Annotated in this window: 12 protein-coding genes and 3 pseudogenes; 10 read left to right on the top strand and 5 right to left on the bottom strand. The window is 72.4% G+C overall.

Features of this window, described 5'->3' with window-relative positions:
• Positions 1 to 68 precede the first annotated feature (68 nt).
• The gene (locus ACRAWC_RS10140) at positions 69 to 1,094 is read right to left on the bottom strand and encodes an SDR family oxidoreductase (RefSeq protein ID WP_431347603.1); all 1,026 of its coding nucleotides are present in this window, start codon (positions 1,092 to 1,094) and stop codon (positions 69 to 71) included.
• Positions 1,095 to 1,257: 163 nt separating this feature from the next.
• Here ACRAWC_RS10140 and ACRAWC_RS10135 point away from each other — a divergent pair, with 163 nt between their 5' ends.
• From ACRAWC_RS10135 to ACRAWC_RS10105, 7 genes and pseudogenes are all read left to right on the top strand, one after another.
• Positions 1,258 to 1,602 (top strand): hypothetical protein, encoded by a 345-nt coding sequence (locus ACRAWC_RS10135; RefSeq protein WP_431347602.1) that lies wholly within the window; start codon positions 1,258 to 1,260, stop codon positions 1,600 to 1,602.
• Positions 1,602 to 2,507 (top strand): FAD-binding oxidoreductase, encoded by a 906-nt coding sequence (locus ACRAWC_RS10130; protein ID WP_431347601.1) that lies wholly within the window; start codon positions 1,602 to 1,604, stop codon positions 2,505 to 2,507. Before ACRAWC_RS10135 ends, ACRAWC_RS10130 begins: the two co-directional genes overlap by 1 nt.
• Positions 2,408 to 3,517: pseudogene (locus ACRAWC_RS10125) on the top strand (FAD-binding and (Fe-S)-binding domain-containing protein); the annotation flags it as partial. The gene ACRAWC_RS10130 and the pseudogene ACRAWC_RS10125, both read left to right, overlap by 100 nt.
• A gap of 85 nt (positions 3,518 to 3,602) precedes the next feature.
• Positions 3,603 to 4,628 carry a (Fe-S)-binding protein gene (locus tag ACRAWC_RS10120; RefSeq protein ID WP_431347600.1) on the top strand — a complete coding sequence of 342 codons (1,026 nt, stop codon included), beginning with the start codon at positions 3,603 to 3,605 and terminating at the stop codon, positions 4,626 to 4,628.
• Positions 4,625 to 5,706: pseudogene (locus ACRAWC_RS10115) on the top strand (enolase C-terminal domain-like protein). Before ACRAWC_RS10120 ends, ACRAWC_RS10115 begins: the two are co-directional and overlap by 4 nt.
• Positions 5,707 to 5,796: 90 nt before the next feature.
• Positions 5,797 to 6,716 (top strand): annotated as a pseudogene (locus ACRAWC_RS10110) (ABC transporter ATP-binding protein).
• Positions 6,713 to 7,525, top strand: coding sequence for an ABC transporter permease (locus tag ACRAWC_RS10105; RefSeq protein ID WP_431347599.1), 813 nt, complete (start codon positions 6,713 to 6,715; stop codon positions 7,523 to 7,525). Before ACRAWC_RS10110 ends, ACRAWC_RS10105 begins: the two are co-directional and overlap by 4 nt.
• A 13-nt stretch (positions 7,526 to 7,538) precedes the next feature.
• Here ACRAWC_RS10105 and ACRAWC_RS10100 read toward each other — a convergent pair whose 3' ends face one another.
• Both ACRAWC_RS10100 and ACRAWC_RS10095 read right to left on the bottom strand, forming a co-directional pair.
• Positions 7,539 to 8,381 carry a sulfurtransferase gene (locus ACRAWC_RS10100; protein ID WP_431347598.1) on the bottom strand — a complete coding sequence of 281 codons (843 nt, stop codon included), beginning with the start codon at positions 8,379 to 8,381 and terminating at the stop codon, positions 7,539 to 7,541.
• Positions 8,382 to 8,398: 17 nt separating this feature from the next.
• Positions 8,399 to 8,557 (bottom strand): DUF1059 domain-containing protein, encoded by a 159-nt coding sequence (locus ACRAWC_RS10095; protein WP_185275210.1) that lies wholly within the window; start codon positions 8,555 to 8,557, stop codon positions 8,399 to 8,401.
• A 49-nt stretch (positions 8,558 to 8,606) separates the two neighbouring features.
• Here ACRAWC_RS10095 and ACRAWC_RS10090 point away from each other — a divergent pair, with 49 nt between their 5' ends.
• Positions 8,607 to 9,371: an AfsR/SARP family transcriptional regulator gene (locus ACRAWC_RS10090; protein WP_431347597.1), complete on the top strand. Its 765-nt coding sequence runs from the start codon at positions 8,607 to 8,609 to the stop codon at positions 9,369 to 9,371.
• 55 nt (positions 9,372 to 9,426) lie between these two features.
• Here ACRAWC_RS10090 and ACRAWC_RS10085 read toward each other — a convergent pair whose 3' ends face one another.
• Positions 9,427 to 10,458, bottom strand: coding sequence for an NAD-dependent epimerase/dehydratase family protein (locus ACRAWC_RS10085; protein ID WP_431347596.1), 1,032 nt, complete (start codon positions 10,456 to 10,458; stop codon positions 9,427 to 9,429).
• 132 nt (positions 10,459 to 10,590) lie between these two features.
• On the opposite strand from ACRAWC_RS10085, the gene ACRAWC_RS10080 reads away from it, so the two are divergent.
• Both ACRAWC_RS10080 and nhaA read left to right on the top strand, forming a co-directional pair.
• Positions 10,591 to 11,466 carry a helix-turn-helix domain-containing protein gene (locus ACRAWC_RS10080; RefSeq protein WP_431347595.1) on the top strand — a complete coding sequence of 292 codons (876 nt, stop codon included), beginning with the start codon at positions 10,591 to 10,593 and terminating at the stop codon, positions 11,464 to 11,466.
• Between the two features lie 124 nt (positions 11,467 to 11,590).
• Positions 11,591 to 13,459 (top strand): Na+/H+ antiporter NhaA, encoded by a 1,869-nt coding sequence (gene nhaA, locus ACRAWC_RS10075; RefSeq protein ID WP_431347594.1) that lies wholly within the window; start codon positions 11,591 to 11,593, stop codon positions 13,457 to 13,459.
• A gap of 41 nt (positions 13,460 to 13,500) precedes the next feature.
• On the opposite strand, the gene ACRAWC_RS10070 is transcribed toward nhaA, so the two are convergent.
• Positions 13,501 to 13,914: a tautomerase family protein gene (locus tag ACRAWC_RS10070; RefSeq protein ID WP_431347593.1), complete on the bottom strand. Its 414-nt coding sequence runs from the start codon at positions 13,912 to 13,914 to the stop codon at positions 13,501 to 13,503.
• Between the last annotated feature and the right edge of the window lie 126 nt (positions 13,915 to 14,040).

Below are 14,040 nucleotides of genomic sequence, written 5' to 3'. Positions count from 1 at the left end.
GGCCGCAACACGCCGCTACGCGCGGGCGATCACGGGGTGTTGCGGCCCCTGTGGAGCGGGCGGCGCGGTCAGCGGCGGCGGGAGGCCGCGCTCCCCGCGGTGAGGAGGGCCGCCCCCGCGAGGGCGGCGCCGACGGCCCCGAGTGCGCGGCGGTTCCGCGAGGCCCAGGCCTGCACGCTCGTCCCCTTCGCCCGGTCGTCGAACGGGCCGTGCGTGCCGTGGTCCACCTCCCGGTCGGCCGGCTCCCACAGGTTGGCGGGCTGGTCGGCGGGCCGCGGCTCGTCGGTCTGCTGGGACGCGTATCCGGTCTTGCCCAGATAGCGGTCGAGCAGGCCCGGGATCACCCGGTTGCCGAGGATGGTCTCCACCGTGGACACGCCCACCCAGTAGGCCCGACGCGGGTGCACGGCGGCGCGGACGATCGAGCGCGCGGCGACCTCCGGCTGGTAGATCGGCGGCACCGGCTGCGCCTGCTTCGGGAGGCGGGAGAGCAGCCAGCGGAATTGCGGCGTGTTCATCGCCGGCAGGTGCACCATCGTGATGGCGACCTCGCTGTGGTCGTGCATGAGCTCGGTGCGCACCGACTCGGTGAACCCGACGATCGCGTGCTTCGCGCCGCAGTACGCGGACTGCAGCGGGATGCCGCGGTAGGCGAGCGCGGAGCCGATCTGCACGATGGTCCCTCCGCCGGCTGGGCGCATCCGGCGCAGCGCCGCCATCGTGCCGTACACGAAACCGAGGTAGCTCACCTCGGTGGTCCGGCGGAACTCCTCCGGCGAGATCCGGCCGACCTCCGCGAAGACCGACGAGAACGCGCAGTTCACCCACACGTCGATTCGGCCCCACTCGTTCACGACTCGCTCGGCCGCGGCCTCCACGGCGTCGGCGTCGGCGACGTCGACCGGGACGGTGATCGCCCGGCCGCCGGCGTCGCGCACCTCGGCGGCCGCGGCCTCCAGCCCCGCCTCGCCGCGGGCCAGCAGTGCGACGCGCGCGCCGTTGCGCCCGAACTCGACGGCGGTGGCCCGGCCGACCCCTCCGCTGGCGCCCGTCACGACGACGACGGCGCCCTCCAGTGTCTCGATGCGGCTCACGCGTGCTCCTCTCGCTCGGCGGCGGTGACCCCTTCCGATGCTCCGCCGCCTCCGAATCCGTTCAACCCCTTGCGCTCGGCGGCCGGAGGGCATTCCATCCGAGAGGAGGCGTCGGCACGCCAAGGAAGGCACGCCAAGGAAGGCACGACAGGAAGGCACGCCAATGACCGTCAAGCTCAACCGGAAAGCCCTCGACCACGCCCGCTCGCTCGTCGAGAAGGGCACGGTGGTCCGCGACGAGCGCGACGACTGGAGCGAGCACGCGCCGAGCGCGGACCAGGAGAACGCGTTCATCGAGAAGCACGGTTGGGAGCAGTACGCGCTCTGGCACCTCGGCGAGGACGCCGAGAAGAGCGAGGAGACGAAGGGCCGTTACAGCTTCCCGTACGGCGACTTCGCCAAGGTCCACCGCTGCGGGGTCATCTCGCTGGAGAGCCGCGCGGCGCAGAACGACCACGACGACATCGCGCGGGCCTCCAAGAAGCTGCTCGAACAGATCGACGAGTGATGTCGAGCGTGATCACCTCCGGCGGCGTGGACGTCCGCATGCTGGCCGGCGCGCTGGCGGATCGCGTGGACGGGGAGGTGCGTTTCGACGACGGCAGCCGCGCGGCCTACTCGACCGATGCCTCCAACTACCGGCAGGTGCCGATCGGCGTCGTCATCCCGCACACCGTGGAGGCCGCAGTGGAGGCCATCGCCGCCTGCCGAGAGTTCTCCGCGCCGGTGTTCAGCCGCGGCGGCGGCACGAGCCTCGCCGGGGAATGCACCAACCACGGGGTCGTCATCGACTGGAGCAAGTACTGCAACCGGGTGCTCTCCGTCGACCCCGACGCGCGCGTGGCCGTGGTCGAGCCCGGCATCGTGCTGGACGACCTCAACGCGGTGCTCGCCCCGCACGGCCTCCAGTTCGGGCCGAAGCCGGCGACGCACTCGCACTGCACGCTCGGCGGGATGATCGGCAACAACTCGTGCGGCTCCAGCGCGCAGGCCTACGGCAAGACCGTCGACAACGTGCGCCGGATGGAGGTGCTGACCTATCAGGGCGACCGGTTCTGGGCGGGCCCGACCTCCCCGGGGAGTTCGAGCGCATCCAGCGGGCCGGCGGCCGCGTCGCCGAGCTCTACGCCGCGATGCGCGAGCTCGCCGACGAGGACGGGGACCTCATCCGGGAACGCTACCCGCGCATCCCGCGCCGGGTCTCCGGGTACAACCTCGACTCGCTGCTGCCCGAGGCCGGCTTCGACGTGGGCAAGGCGCTGGTCGGCTCCGAGTCCACCCTCGTCACCGTGCTGCACGCCGAACTCGACCTGGTGCCGGTGCCCCCCGCCCGCACCTTCCTGGTACTCGGCTTCCCGAGCATCGAGGACGCCGCCGACGCCGCCCCGGCGATCGCCGAGCACGACCCGCTGACGATCGAGGGGATCGACGAGGTGCTGGTGGAGGACCAGAAGACCAAGCGCCAGAACGTGGAGGCGCTGCACCTGCTGCCCGACGGTGAGGGCTGGCTCGTCTGCGAGTTCGGCGGCGACACCAAGGACGAGTCCGACGCCAAGGCGCGGCGGATGGTGGAGGCGCTCAAACAGCGGGAGATCGTCCCGGCCGACCGCGAGTTCGACGACGCCGAGCACCAGAAGGAGATCCTGGAGGTGCGGGAGGCCGGTCTCGGCGCCACCGCCTGGATCCCCGACCGGCCCGACACCTGGGAGGGCTGGGAGGACGCCGCCGTCCCCCCGGAGCGGCTGGGCGACTACCTGCGCGACTTCGGCCGGCTCCTCCAGGAGTTCGGCTACGAGAACGTCTCCCGCTACGGCCACTTCGGCCAGGGCTGTGTGCACTGCCGGATCCCGTTCGACCTCGTCACAGAGGAGGGGATCGCGCACTACCGCGCGTTCATCGGCCGGGGCGCCGAGCTGGTCGCCCAGTACGGCGGCTCGCTCTCCGGCGAGCACGGCGACGGGCAGTCGCGCGGCGCGCTGCTGCCGATCATGTTCGGCGACGCGGTCGTGCGGCTGTTCGAGCGGTTCAAGGCGCTGTTCGATCCGCAGGACCGGATGAACCCCGGCAAGGTCGTTCGTCCCTATCTGCCGACCGAGAACCTCCGGCTCGGCGCCGGTTACGGCCCGAAGGTCGACGTGGAGCTGCACTTCTCGTACCCGAAGGACCGCGGGCGGTTCGACCGCGCGGCCCTGCGCTGCGTCGGCGTCGGCAACTGCCGCAGCCACAGCGGCAACGTCATGTGCCCGTCGTTCCGCGCCACGAACGAGGAGGAGCACTCCACCCGCGGCCGGTCGCGGCTGCTGTTCGAGATGCTGGAGGGGCAGTACCGGCAGAGTCCGATCACCGACGGTTGGCGCTCCACCGAAGTGAGGGACGCGCTCGACCTGTGCCTGTCGTGCAAGGGCTGCAAGACGGATTGCCCCGTGAACGTCGACATGGCGACCTACAAGGCCGAGTTCTTGTCGCACCACTACGCGGGGAGGCTGCAGGCCTGCGGCCCACTACACGATGGGCTGGCTGCCGATCTGGGCGCGGATGGCGAGCGTCGCCCCGGCGCTCGTGAATCGACTCGCGCGCATTCCCGGCCTCTCCCGCGTCGCCAAGCGCCTCGGCGGCGTGGAGCCCGACCGGCCGGTGCCGCGGTTCGCGCCGCAGCGCTTCACCGACTGGTTCGCCGCCCGGCCTCCCGCGCCTCCCGCGCCGCTCGGCGACGTGATGATCTGGCCGGACACCTTCACCGACAACTTCCACCCGTCCATCGGGCGCGCGGCTGTCACCGTGCTGGAGGACGCCGGCTACCGCGTCGTCCTGCCGCCCGGGCACCTGTGCTGCGGGCTGACCTGGATCTCGACCGGCCAGCTCGCGACCGCGGCCAGGATGCTCGCGCACACGGCCGCGGCGCTCGCCGAAGCGCTGGGAGATGACGTGCCGCTGGTCGGGCTGGAGCCGAGCTGCCTCGCGGTGTTCCGCTCCGACGCTCCCGAGCTGCTCCCGGACGACCCGAACGTCGCCGTCGTCGCCGAGCGCGCGACCTCGTTCGCCGAGCTGCTGCAGCGGACCCCCGAGTGGTCGCCACCGCACGTCGGCGGCTGCGCGGTCGTCCAGCCGCACTGCCACCAGCATGCGGTCGGCGGCTTCGGCGCCGACCAGGCCATCCTCGACGCCGCCGGCATCGAGACCACGACCGTGGAGGGCTGCTGCGGCCTCGCCGGCAACTTCGGCTTCGAGGCGGGCCACTTGGACGTGTCGGCGGCTGCCGCGGAGCACGCGCTGCTGCCGGCGCTCCGCGAGGCGGGCGCCGAGGCGCGCGTGATCGCGGACGGCTTCAGCTGCCGCACGCAGGTGGAGCAGCTCGGCGACGCACTCGACCCGGATCAGCGGCCGCTTCACCTCGCCGAGGTGCTTGCGCTGCAACTCGGTGCGCGTCGCGGCGTCCCCGTGCGCGTCGACCGTCCCGGCCGCACCGCCGAGCGCATCCCGGCAGCGGCGGTCGAACGGGCGCTGTCCTCCGACCGGGTGAGGCAACGCTCATGAGCGGGCAGCTCGACGGGATGCTCCCGGTGATCGACGCGGTCGAGACCCGCGTCTTCCGCATCCCCACCGATGCCCCGGAGGCGGACGGGACGGCCACCTGGGACGCGACCACGCTCACCGTGGTGCTGCTGCACGCGGGCGACGTGACCGGCCTCGGCTACACCTACAGCTCGGCCGCCGCCGCGACCGTGGTCGACGACGAGCTCGCGCCGCTGCTGCGCGGAAGGTCGCTGACCGACCTCGGCGCGATCGTCGCCGACCTGGAGCACGCGCTCCGGAACCCGGGGCGCCCGGGGATCGGCGCGTGCGCGCTGTCGGCCGTCGATGTGGCGCTCTGGGACGCACGGGCCCGCGCGCACGGGATGCCGCTGGCCGACCTCCTCGGCCGGGTCCGCGCCTCCGCGCCCGCGTACGGCAGCGGCGGCTTCACGACCTACGACGACGAGCGGCTGCACGACCAGCTCGCCGGCTGGGCGCGGGACGGCTGCCGGTGGGTGAAGCTGAAGATCGGCGAATCGTGGGGCACCCGTGTCGACCGCGACCTGCACCGCGTGGAGGTCGCGCGGCGCGCGATCGGACCCGACGTCGGCCTGTTCGTGGACGCCAACGGCGCGTACGGCGTCGGCCAGGCGCTGCGCGTCGAGCGCGCCCTGCGCGAATTCGACGTGACCTGGTTCGAGGAGCCGGTGAGCTCCGACTACCCCGACCAGCTCGCTGCCGTGCGCGCGGGAGCGTCCGCCGACATCGCGGCGGGGAGTACGTGTACCGCCCGTCCGACGCGGTCGCCCTGCTCGGGTCGGTGGACTGCCTCCAGCTCGACGTCACCCGCTGCGGCGGCTACACCGGCTGGCTCCAGCTCAGCGGACTCGCGGCCGCCCACGGCGTCCCGGTCTCGGCGCACTGCGCGCCGCAGCTCGCCGCGCACGCGGGCTGCGCGACCCGGAACTTCCGCCACCTGGAGTACTTCCACGACCACGCTCGGCTCGAGCCGATGGTGTTCACCGGCGCGCTGCCGCTGGTCGACGGAGCGCTCACGCCCGACCGGCGCCCGGGGCACGGGCTCGCGCTGCGCGAGTAGCGCCGGAGACGGACGACGCACGACGCACGACGCACGAATGTCGATGGCTCGGTGCTGCGCGCCCCATCTCACGCGCGGCATGATTACCCCATGAGTTCACGTCCTCCTGCCGTGGTCGTGCGCGGCCTCCGCAAGTCGTACGGGTCGTTCGAGGCCCTGCGCGGCGTCGACTTCGAGATCGCCGAAGGGGAGACCTTCGCACTGCTCGGGCCGAACGGCGCGGGGAAGAGCACGACCATCGAGATCCTGGAGGGCTACCGCGACCGGTCCGGCGGTGAGGCGAGCGTGCTCGGCACCGATCCCGGCAAGGCGGGCACCGTGTGGAAGGCCCGGCTGGGGATCGTGCTGCAGTCCGGCGCCGAAGCCGCGAACGTGACCGTGCGCGAGCAGCTCACGCAGTTCGCGCGGTACTACCCGCGCAGCCGCGATGTCGAGGAGGTCATCGCCGCCGTCGGGCTGGAGGAGAAGGCGAAGGTCCGCATCCGCAATCTGTCCGGCGGCCAGCGCCGGCGGCTGGATGTCGCGCTCGGCGTGATCGGGCGTCCCGAGCTGCTGTTCCTCGACGAGCCGACGACCGGGTTCGACCCGGAGGCGCGGCGACAGTTCTGGGAGCTGGTCCGCACGCTCAAGCGCGAGGGCACGACCATCCTGCTCACCACCCACTACCTGGACGAGGCCGCGCAGCTCAGCGACAGGGCCGCGGTGATCGCCCACGGTGCGCTGCTCGACATCGGCGCGGTGGACGCGCTCGGCGGGTCTTCCGCCCGTGTGCCGATCGTCCGCTGGCGGGACGCGGCGGGCGCGCCCCACGAGGAGCGCACCGACGCCCCCGGCGCGCTCGTCGCCCGGCTCGCCGCCGAGGCGGAGGGGAGCCGCGCGACCTGGAGGTCATCCGGCCGAGCCTGGAGGACATCTACCTCGGGCTGGTGCGGGAGGCCGACGAGCGGGCGGCCACGGCGAACGACGGTCGCGCCCGGGGTGCGGCGTCCGGCGAGGAGGTGGCCGCATGACCTCGGTCGCGCTGGGGTGGACCCGGATCCGCTACGAGGTGCTCATGTACTTCCGCCAGGCGGACACCATCTTCTTCACGTTCCTCTTCCCGGTCGTCATGCTCGGGATCTTCTCGGTCGCGTTCCAGGGCCTCGGCAAGGTCGGGGCCGCGCCCGACGGCAGCGGCGGCATCACGCAGGCCGCCTACTACCTGCCGGGGATGATCGCCGCGGGCATCCTGCTGAGCGGTGTGCAGAACCTCGCCGTCGACATCGCCGTGGAGAAGAGCGACGGGACGCTGAAGCGCCTGGGCGGCACCCCGCTGCCGGTCGTCTCCTACTTCCTCGGCAAGATGGGGCAGGTCATCGCGACCAGTGTCCTGCAGATCGCACTGCTGCTGCTCGTGGCCCGGGTGCTGTTCGGAGTGGCGTTGCCGACCGAGCCGCAGGCCTGGCTGCGCTTCGCGTGGATCTACGCGCTCGGCATCGTCACCTCCGCAGTCCTCGGCATCGCGCTCTCCGCAGTGCCGCGCACGGGCAAGAGCGCGACGGCCGTCATCATCCCGATCGTGCTGGTGCTGCAGTTCATCTCAGGTGTCTACCTGGCGTTCAACCTGCTGCCGACCTGGCTGCAGAACATCGCCAGCCTGTTCCCGCTCAAGTGGATCGCGCAGGGGATGCGGAGCGTGTTCCTCCCGGCGAGCTTCGAGTCGGCCGAGCCGAGCGGAAGCTGGCAGCTCGGCTGGATCGCGGTGGTGCTGCTGATCTGGCTGGTGGCGGGGCTGATCGCGTGCCGGCTGTCCTTCCGGTGGATCCGGAAGGACGGCTAGCTAGCCCGCCCGGTCACGCGATCGGCGTGTCCGGGTCGTGCCCCCACTCCGCCCACGAGCCGTCGTAGACGCGCGCGGCCTCGTGCCCCAGCAGGTAGCGCAGCGCGAACCATTCCGCCGAGCCGCGGTTGCCGATCGTGCAGTAGGTGATGACGTCCGCGGCGGGGTCGATCGCGGCGAACATGCCCGCCAGGGTGTCGCGGTCGCGGAACCGGCCACGCTCGTCGAAGACGCCTGCGGCGTCCACGTTCACCGCCGACGGGACGTGACCGGCGCGGCCGCGGGGCTCCGGGGTGCCGGACGGCCAGAAGCGCTCGCCGGTGTACTCGGCGGCGCTGCGGGCGTCCACGATCGCGGTGCCGGGGAGCCCGATCGCCGCGAGCACGTCGGCTGCGGTGGCCCGGATCGAGCCGGCCGGAGCGGGCAGCGGATAGACGGTGGGCGTCACCTCGGACGCCTCGGTCGTCCAGGGCCGGCCGGCCTCCTGCCAGACCGCGCGGGAGGTGTCGAGGACGCGTACGTCCGCGTGCCGGTAGAGCTTCATCAGCCAGAACCCGAGCGACGGCGCGTAGCCGTAGAGGACGACGGTCGTGTCCGGGGTCATCCCGGAGCGTTCGAAGAGCGTGCGGATCGCGTTATCGCCGACCGGCCGGTAGTCGGGCCCCTTGAGGTCGGCGTACGGGTTCCAGAGCACCGCGCCGGGGAGGTGGCCCGACGTGTAGGCGGTGGCGTTCACGTCCACCTCGACGACCCGGACGCCGGGGTCCGCGAGGTGGGATTCGAGCCAGTCCGGCTCGACGAGGGGAGCCCCGGCGCGCACGTCGCGTGCATCGGCTCGGGTGGTGGTGGAGCTCATGGTGGGCTCCTTGCGGCTCACTCCAACTGGATCCAGCCGAGCAGGTCCTCCCGCGCGACTGCCTGGAAGAGGGCAGGATGGTCGGACCGCATGTGAGCGCTGATGTCGTCCACCACCTCGGCGTCCGTCTCGCCGCGGGCGATGTAGCCGCATTCGCACCGGATGATCCTGGTCATCTCGTCCTCCCTCATAGTTCTACGCAGGGGCCGTTGGCAGAATGTTGTCATGACCTTGGCGTCCGGTGGGGTCCGGGTGCAGCTCTGCGGGACCCTGCACCTCGAGCGTGCTGGTGAGCGGCTGGAGGCCGGCCTCCCCGGCCGGCAGGGTCGGCTGCTGTTCGTGTACCTCGTGCTCAACCGGCATCGGCCGTGCACACGCGAGGAGCTGGCCGAGGCCGTCTGGCCGGGCGCGCTCGAACAGCACGGCGCGGGGCTGAACCCGCTGGTGTCCAAGCTGCGGCGGCTGCTCGGCCCGGACGCGCTGGAGGGCCGCTCGGCGCTGCGGCTGGCGCTGGGGGAGGACGCCCACGTGGACGTCGAGTGGGCCGAGCAGGCCGTCCACCGCGCCGAGTCGCAGGTCGCGCTCGGGCACTGGGCCGCAGCCTGGGGGCCCGCGATCGGCGCGATGCTCGTGGCGCAGCGGGAGTTCCTGCCTGGCGAGGACGCCGGCTGGATCGAGGAGGAGCGTGGCGTGCTCGCGGACATCCTGGTGCGCGCGCTGGAGGCCTACGCCGTGGCGGCCCTGGAGATGGGCGGCACGGAGCTTCCGGCCGCGGTACGGGCGGGCCGCCGCCTGGTCGCGGTCGCGCCGCTGCGCGAGACCGGCTACCAGGTGCTGATGCGCGCCCTCCGCCGGCAGGGCGATGCCGGGGCTGCGGTCGCGGTCTACGGCGGACTGCGCTCGCTGCTCCGCGAGGAGCTCGGCATCTCGCCGAGCGCCGCGACGCAGCAGCTCTACGCCGCACTCCTCGCAGACCCGAGAACGCCGTAAGGCATGTAAACGCCCCTGAAACCGCGGGAAAAGGCCGTTGACGTCCTCCTTGACGTCAGGCCAGGCCTGTGGCGAGCATGCTTTCGGCCGCCGCGGTCACCGCCTCCTCCCATGGCCGAGGGCGGAACCCCAGCGCGCGCCGCGCCTTCTCGCTCGACACCTTCTTCCGGTACCCGAGCTCGGCCGCCAGCGGACGCATCCCCGGGTTCGCCTCCGCCGCCGAGCGCACCGCCGCGTCGGGGAGCAGCGCCGTCGCCGGAGGCACGCGGCTCGCGCGCTCGCCGAGTGCGTCCCGCAGCACGGCGCCGACCTCCGCCAGCGGTACCGCGTCCTCCTGCGACGCCAGCAGGAAGCGCTCGCCCGCTGCACCCTCCGCGGTGATCGCCGCGACGTGCGCCGCGGCGACATCGCGCACGTCCACGAACGGGACGGCGAAGTCCGGGTACGCGGGCAGCTCGCCCGTGAGCACGCGCCGGACCAGGTGGTTCGCCCCGGAGATGCCGGTGCCGATCAGCGGCCCGACGACCGCGACGGGGAGCAGCGTGACGAGTTCGGTGGGGCCGCCGGCGAGCAGCTCCCACGCCGCGCGCTCGGCGAGCACCTTGCTGCGCCCGTAGGCGTCCATCCCCGGCCCGTCGAGCGGCGACCAGTCGGCCTCGGTGAACGCGCGGCCGAGCGGGGGATGGCCGAACCCGACCGCGTGGAAGGCGGAGGTGAGCACGACGCGCGGCACCCTGGCGTTCTGAGCGGCGCCGAGCACCCGGAGCGTGCCCTCCCGCGCCGGCACGATCACCTCGTCCTCGTCCTCCACCGGCCCCACGTGCACAGGGGAGGCGACGTGCAGGACCGCGTCGACGCCGTCCATCGCGTCCGCCCACCCGGCGTCGTCCAGGAGGTCGGCCGCGACGAAGCGCAGCGCATCGCCGTCGGTCATCCCGGCCTCGGCCAGGGCGGCGCGCGCGGCGTCCTCGCGGCCGAGCGAGCGGATGGTGGCGCGGACCTCGTGGCCGCTGCCGAGGAGCTGGAGGATGATGTGCCCGGCGATGAAGCCGGAGCCGCCGGTGACGAGGATGCGCTGGTCGGCCATGCTCGGTCCTTTCGGTTGATCGGGTGCTGACCCTTCGATGGTTCCTCCACACGCTCGAGGCAGCCAGCCCCTAACCACACTGGTAGTGGGAGGGACAGCCTCGAAGGTCCGGGTCCGCGTAGCGTGGACCGCATGAACGTGGAGACCGACGTGCCGGGCAACCTGCTGGGGGAGTTCCTCCGCGCGCGCCGCGAGCTCGTCTCGCCCGAGAGCGTCGGCATCCCCGTGCTCGGCACGCGCCGGGTGGCGGGGCTCCGCCGCGAGGAGGTCGCGATGCTGTCCGGCATCAGCGCCGAGTACTACCTGCGGCTGGAGCAGGGCCGCGACCGCAACCCGTCCGGGCAGGTGCTGCGGTCGATCGCCCGCGTGCTTCAGCTTGACGACGAGGCGACCTCCTACCTGCTCGGGCTGCCGGACAGCGACCGCGCGCCGCGACGGCCACGCCGACCGCGGGCCGAGACCCTCCCCGAGAGCCTGGCCGCCCTCGTGCCGCAGCTTCCGTTCCCCGCGTTCGTGGAGGGCCGCTACCTCGACGTGCTCGCCGCGAACTCCCTCGCGTCCGCGCTCTCGCCGCGGCTGGTCCCCGGCCGCAACCGGATGCGCGACGTCTTCCTCGACCCCGCCGAGCAGGCCCTCTTCCCCGACTGGGAGGCCGCCTCGGCCGTGCTGATCGCGGGTTTCCGGCGCTCGGTCGGTGCCGACGCCGACGACGCGCGCGTGGTCGAGCTGGTCGGCGAGCTGTCGATCGCGAGCCCGGTGTTCCGGAGGCTGTGGAGCCGCCACGACGTCCGCGAGCGCCAGGGAGCGACCTTCGCGTTCCAGCATCCCCAGGTCGGGCCGCTCGCCGTGCACCGCGAGAAGCTGCAGGTAACCGGCACCGACGGCATCGTGCTCGTTCTCTACCACGCCGCCACCGAGGCCGACGCGGAGAAGCTGCGGCTGCTGGGCGCGCTGGCCGACACGGCGGAGGAGAGACCGCGGCCACGCGCTCGAGCGCGTAAGGTGTAGTAGTCCGCGGGGGACTCGCCTATCGGGGCGACTTGTCTGGTTCGATTTCCAGAGTCCTCCACCACACGGTCCTCACTCGCCCCCAGGGTCTGGCGTTCTCGCGCCGAACGCGCTGAGATGGACCATGACGAACCTGACCCTGATCCAGCGCTCGCCGGATCCGGAGGCCGTCGGCGCGTCCCGCGACCGCCGGCCCACCCTGGCCGAGCGGTTCCGGGCGATGGGGCGCAGCCGGATCGGCGCGCTCCTCCTGCTCCTCGCGACGCTCGTCGCCATCGTGTGGGCGAACATCTCATTCGCCGGCTACGAGCACTTCTGGGAGACGCACCTCACGCTCGGGGTGGGCGACCTCCACCTCGACTTCACGTTGCACGCGCTCGTCAACGACGCGCTCATGGCGATCTTCTTCTTCACCGTGGGCCTGGAGGTGCGGCGCGAGTTCGCGATCGGGGAGCTGACCAGCTGGTCGCGCGCCGTCGTCCCCGTCGTCGCCGCGATCTTCGGGCTGGCGGTGCCCGCGGTCATCTTCGTGCTGTTCGCGATGGGGACCGGGCATGCGAACGCCTGGGGCGTCGTGATCTCGACCGACACGGCGTTCCTGGTCGGCGGCCTCGCCCTGATCGGGCCGCGCGCGGTCGGCCGGTTGCGGGTGTTCCTGCTCGCGCTCGCCGTGGTGGACGACATCGGCGCGCTGAGCATCATCGCGCTGGTCTACACGAAGGACTTCAACCCGGTGCCGCTGATCGTCGCGGCGGTCGGGCTGGTGGGCGTCTACTTCACGCGCTACCTCCGCGGCGGCCGCGGGCCGGTCTATGCGACGCTGGCGGTCATCATCTGGCTGGCGTTCCTGGCCTCGGGCGTGCACCCCACCCTCGCCGGGGTCGCGATCGCGCTGCTCATCCCGGTGTACCGGCCCAACCGGAGGGACGTGGAGCACGCGCTCGACCTCGCCCGGACGTTCCGGCAGTCACCGAACACCGAGTACGCGCGTGCGGCGGCGAACAGCCTCCGGGAATCCATCTCGATCAACGAGCGGCTGCAGTCGGCGTGGTCGCCGTACGTCGCATACGTGGTGCTGCCGCTGTTCGCGCTCGCCAACGCGGGCGTGCGGCTGAACGGCGACATCCTGGTCGGCGCGGTCGTCTCGCCGCTGGCGTGGGGCGTGGTCGCCGGGCTCGTGGTCGGCAAGTTCGTGGGCGTGTTCGGCTCCACCGTGCTGCTGCGGGCGCTCCGCATCGGCGAGTTCGGCCCGGGCCTCACGGTGGACCGGCTGGCCGGGGGCGCCGCCCTGTGCGGGATCGGCTTCACCATCTCGCTCTTCATCGTGGACCTCGCCATCCCGGAGGAGGGCGCCCAGAACGCCGCTCGGGTCGGCGTCCTGGCGGCGACGGTGATCGCGTTCGTCGTCGCGACGATCGTCTTCCGCCTCTCGGACCTGCGCCGGCCCAAGGAGGAGATGGGCCTCACCCTCGTGCGCCCGGTCGACCCGAAACGCGACCACGTCTTCGGCGACGCCGACGCGCCGTTCACGATCGTGGAGTACGGCGACTTCCAGTGCGGGTTCTGCCTCAAGGCGACCGGATCGGTGGGCGAGGTGCGCGAGGTCCTCGGCGACGACCTCCGCTACGTGTGGCGGCACGCCCCGCTGACCCGGTTCCACCCCAACGCGCTCGCTGCGGCGGAGGCGTCGGAGGCCGCGGCCCGGCAGGGCGAGTTCTTCGAGTTCGAGCGGAGCCTGTTCGCCGACCAGGAGCACCAGCTCCCGTCGGACATCCTGCGCCGCGCCGCCGAGCTCGGACTCGACCTGGAGCGATTCGAGGCCGACCTGAGCTCGCCGGAGGTGGCGGCGCGCGTGCGAGACGACATGCTCGACGCGGAGGCGATGGACATCACCGCCGTGCCGACCTTCTTCATCAACGGCCGCCGTCACGTCGGCCCGTACGACGCGCAGTCGCTCATCCGGGCGCTGCAGGCGAGCGTCGCGACGCCCTGATCCGGCGCCGATGCTCGGCTCACGCGACCGCCGCGCTCGGCTCACGCCACCGCCGCGCTCGGCACGGCGAGCTCCCCGGTCAGGTACTGCGACCTCCCGAAGCCGAACGACCAGTCCTCCGGCCCGTTCTCCACGTAACCGATGAAGACGTCCTCCCCGGCGACCCCGACCGTCCCGAGTCGCCGCGCGATCTCGGCGAACAGGCTCTGCTTGGCCTCGGTCGTGCGGCCGCGCTGCGTGAAGATCTGGATGACGACCACGCCCTCGGTGCGGTCGAAGCCGAGCCCGGCGTCCTCTGCGATGATCGAGCCCGCCGGGCGCTCGCCGACGATCTGGAACCGGTCGCGCACGGGGATGCGGTACTCGCTCACGATGGCGCCGTGGACGGCGTCGGCGATGTCGCGGACGGCCGCTGCGGAGCGGCCTTCCTGCAGGTCGATGCGGACGAGGGGCATGGGGTCCTCCGATGGTTCAGGACGAGCGATTGCTTTCATACTGGCAGAAAGCTTGTCAGTTTGATAGAACATACGGTGTAGGCTGTCACCAGCGAACACAGCACGACCCCGGCGAAGGAGTTCCAC

This window comes from Leifsonia sp. L25, from assembly GCF_050632895.1.
Note: the sequence above shows the minus strand (reverse complement) of the source record. Positions and strands in the feature narration are given on the sequence as shown.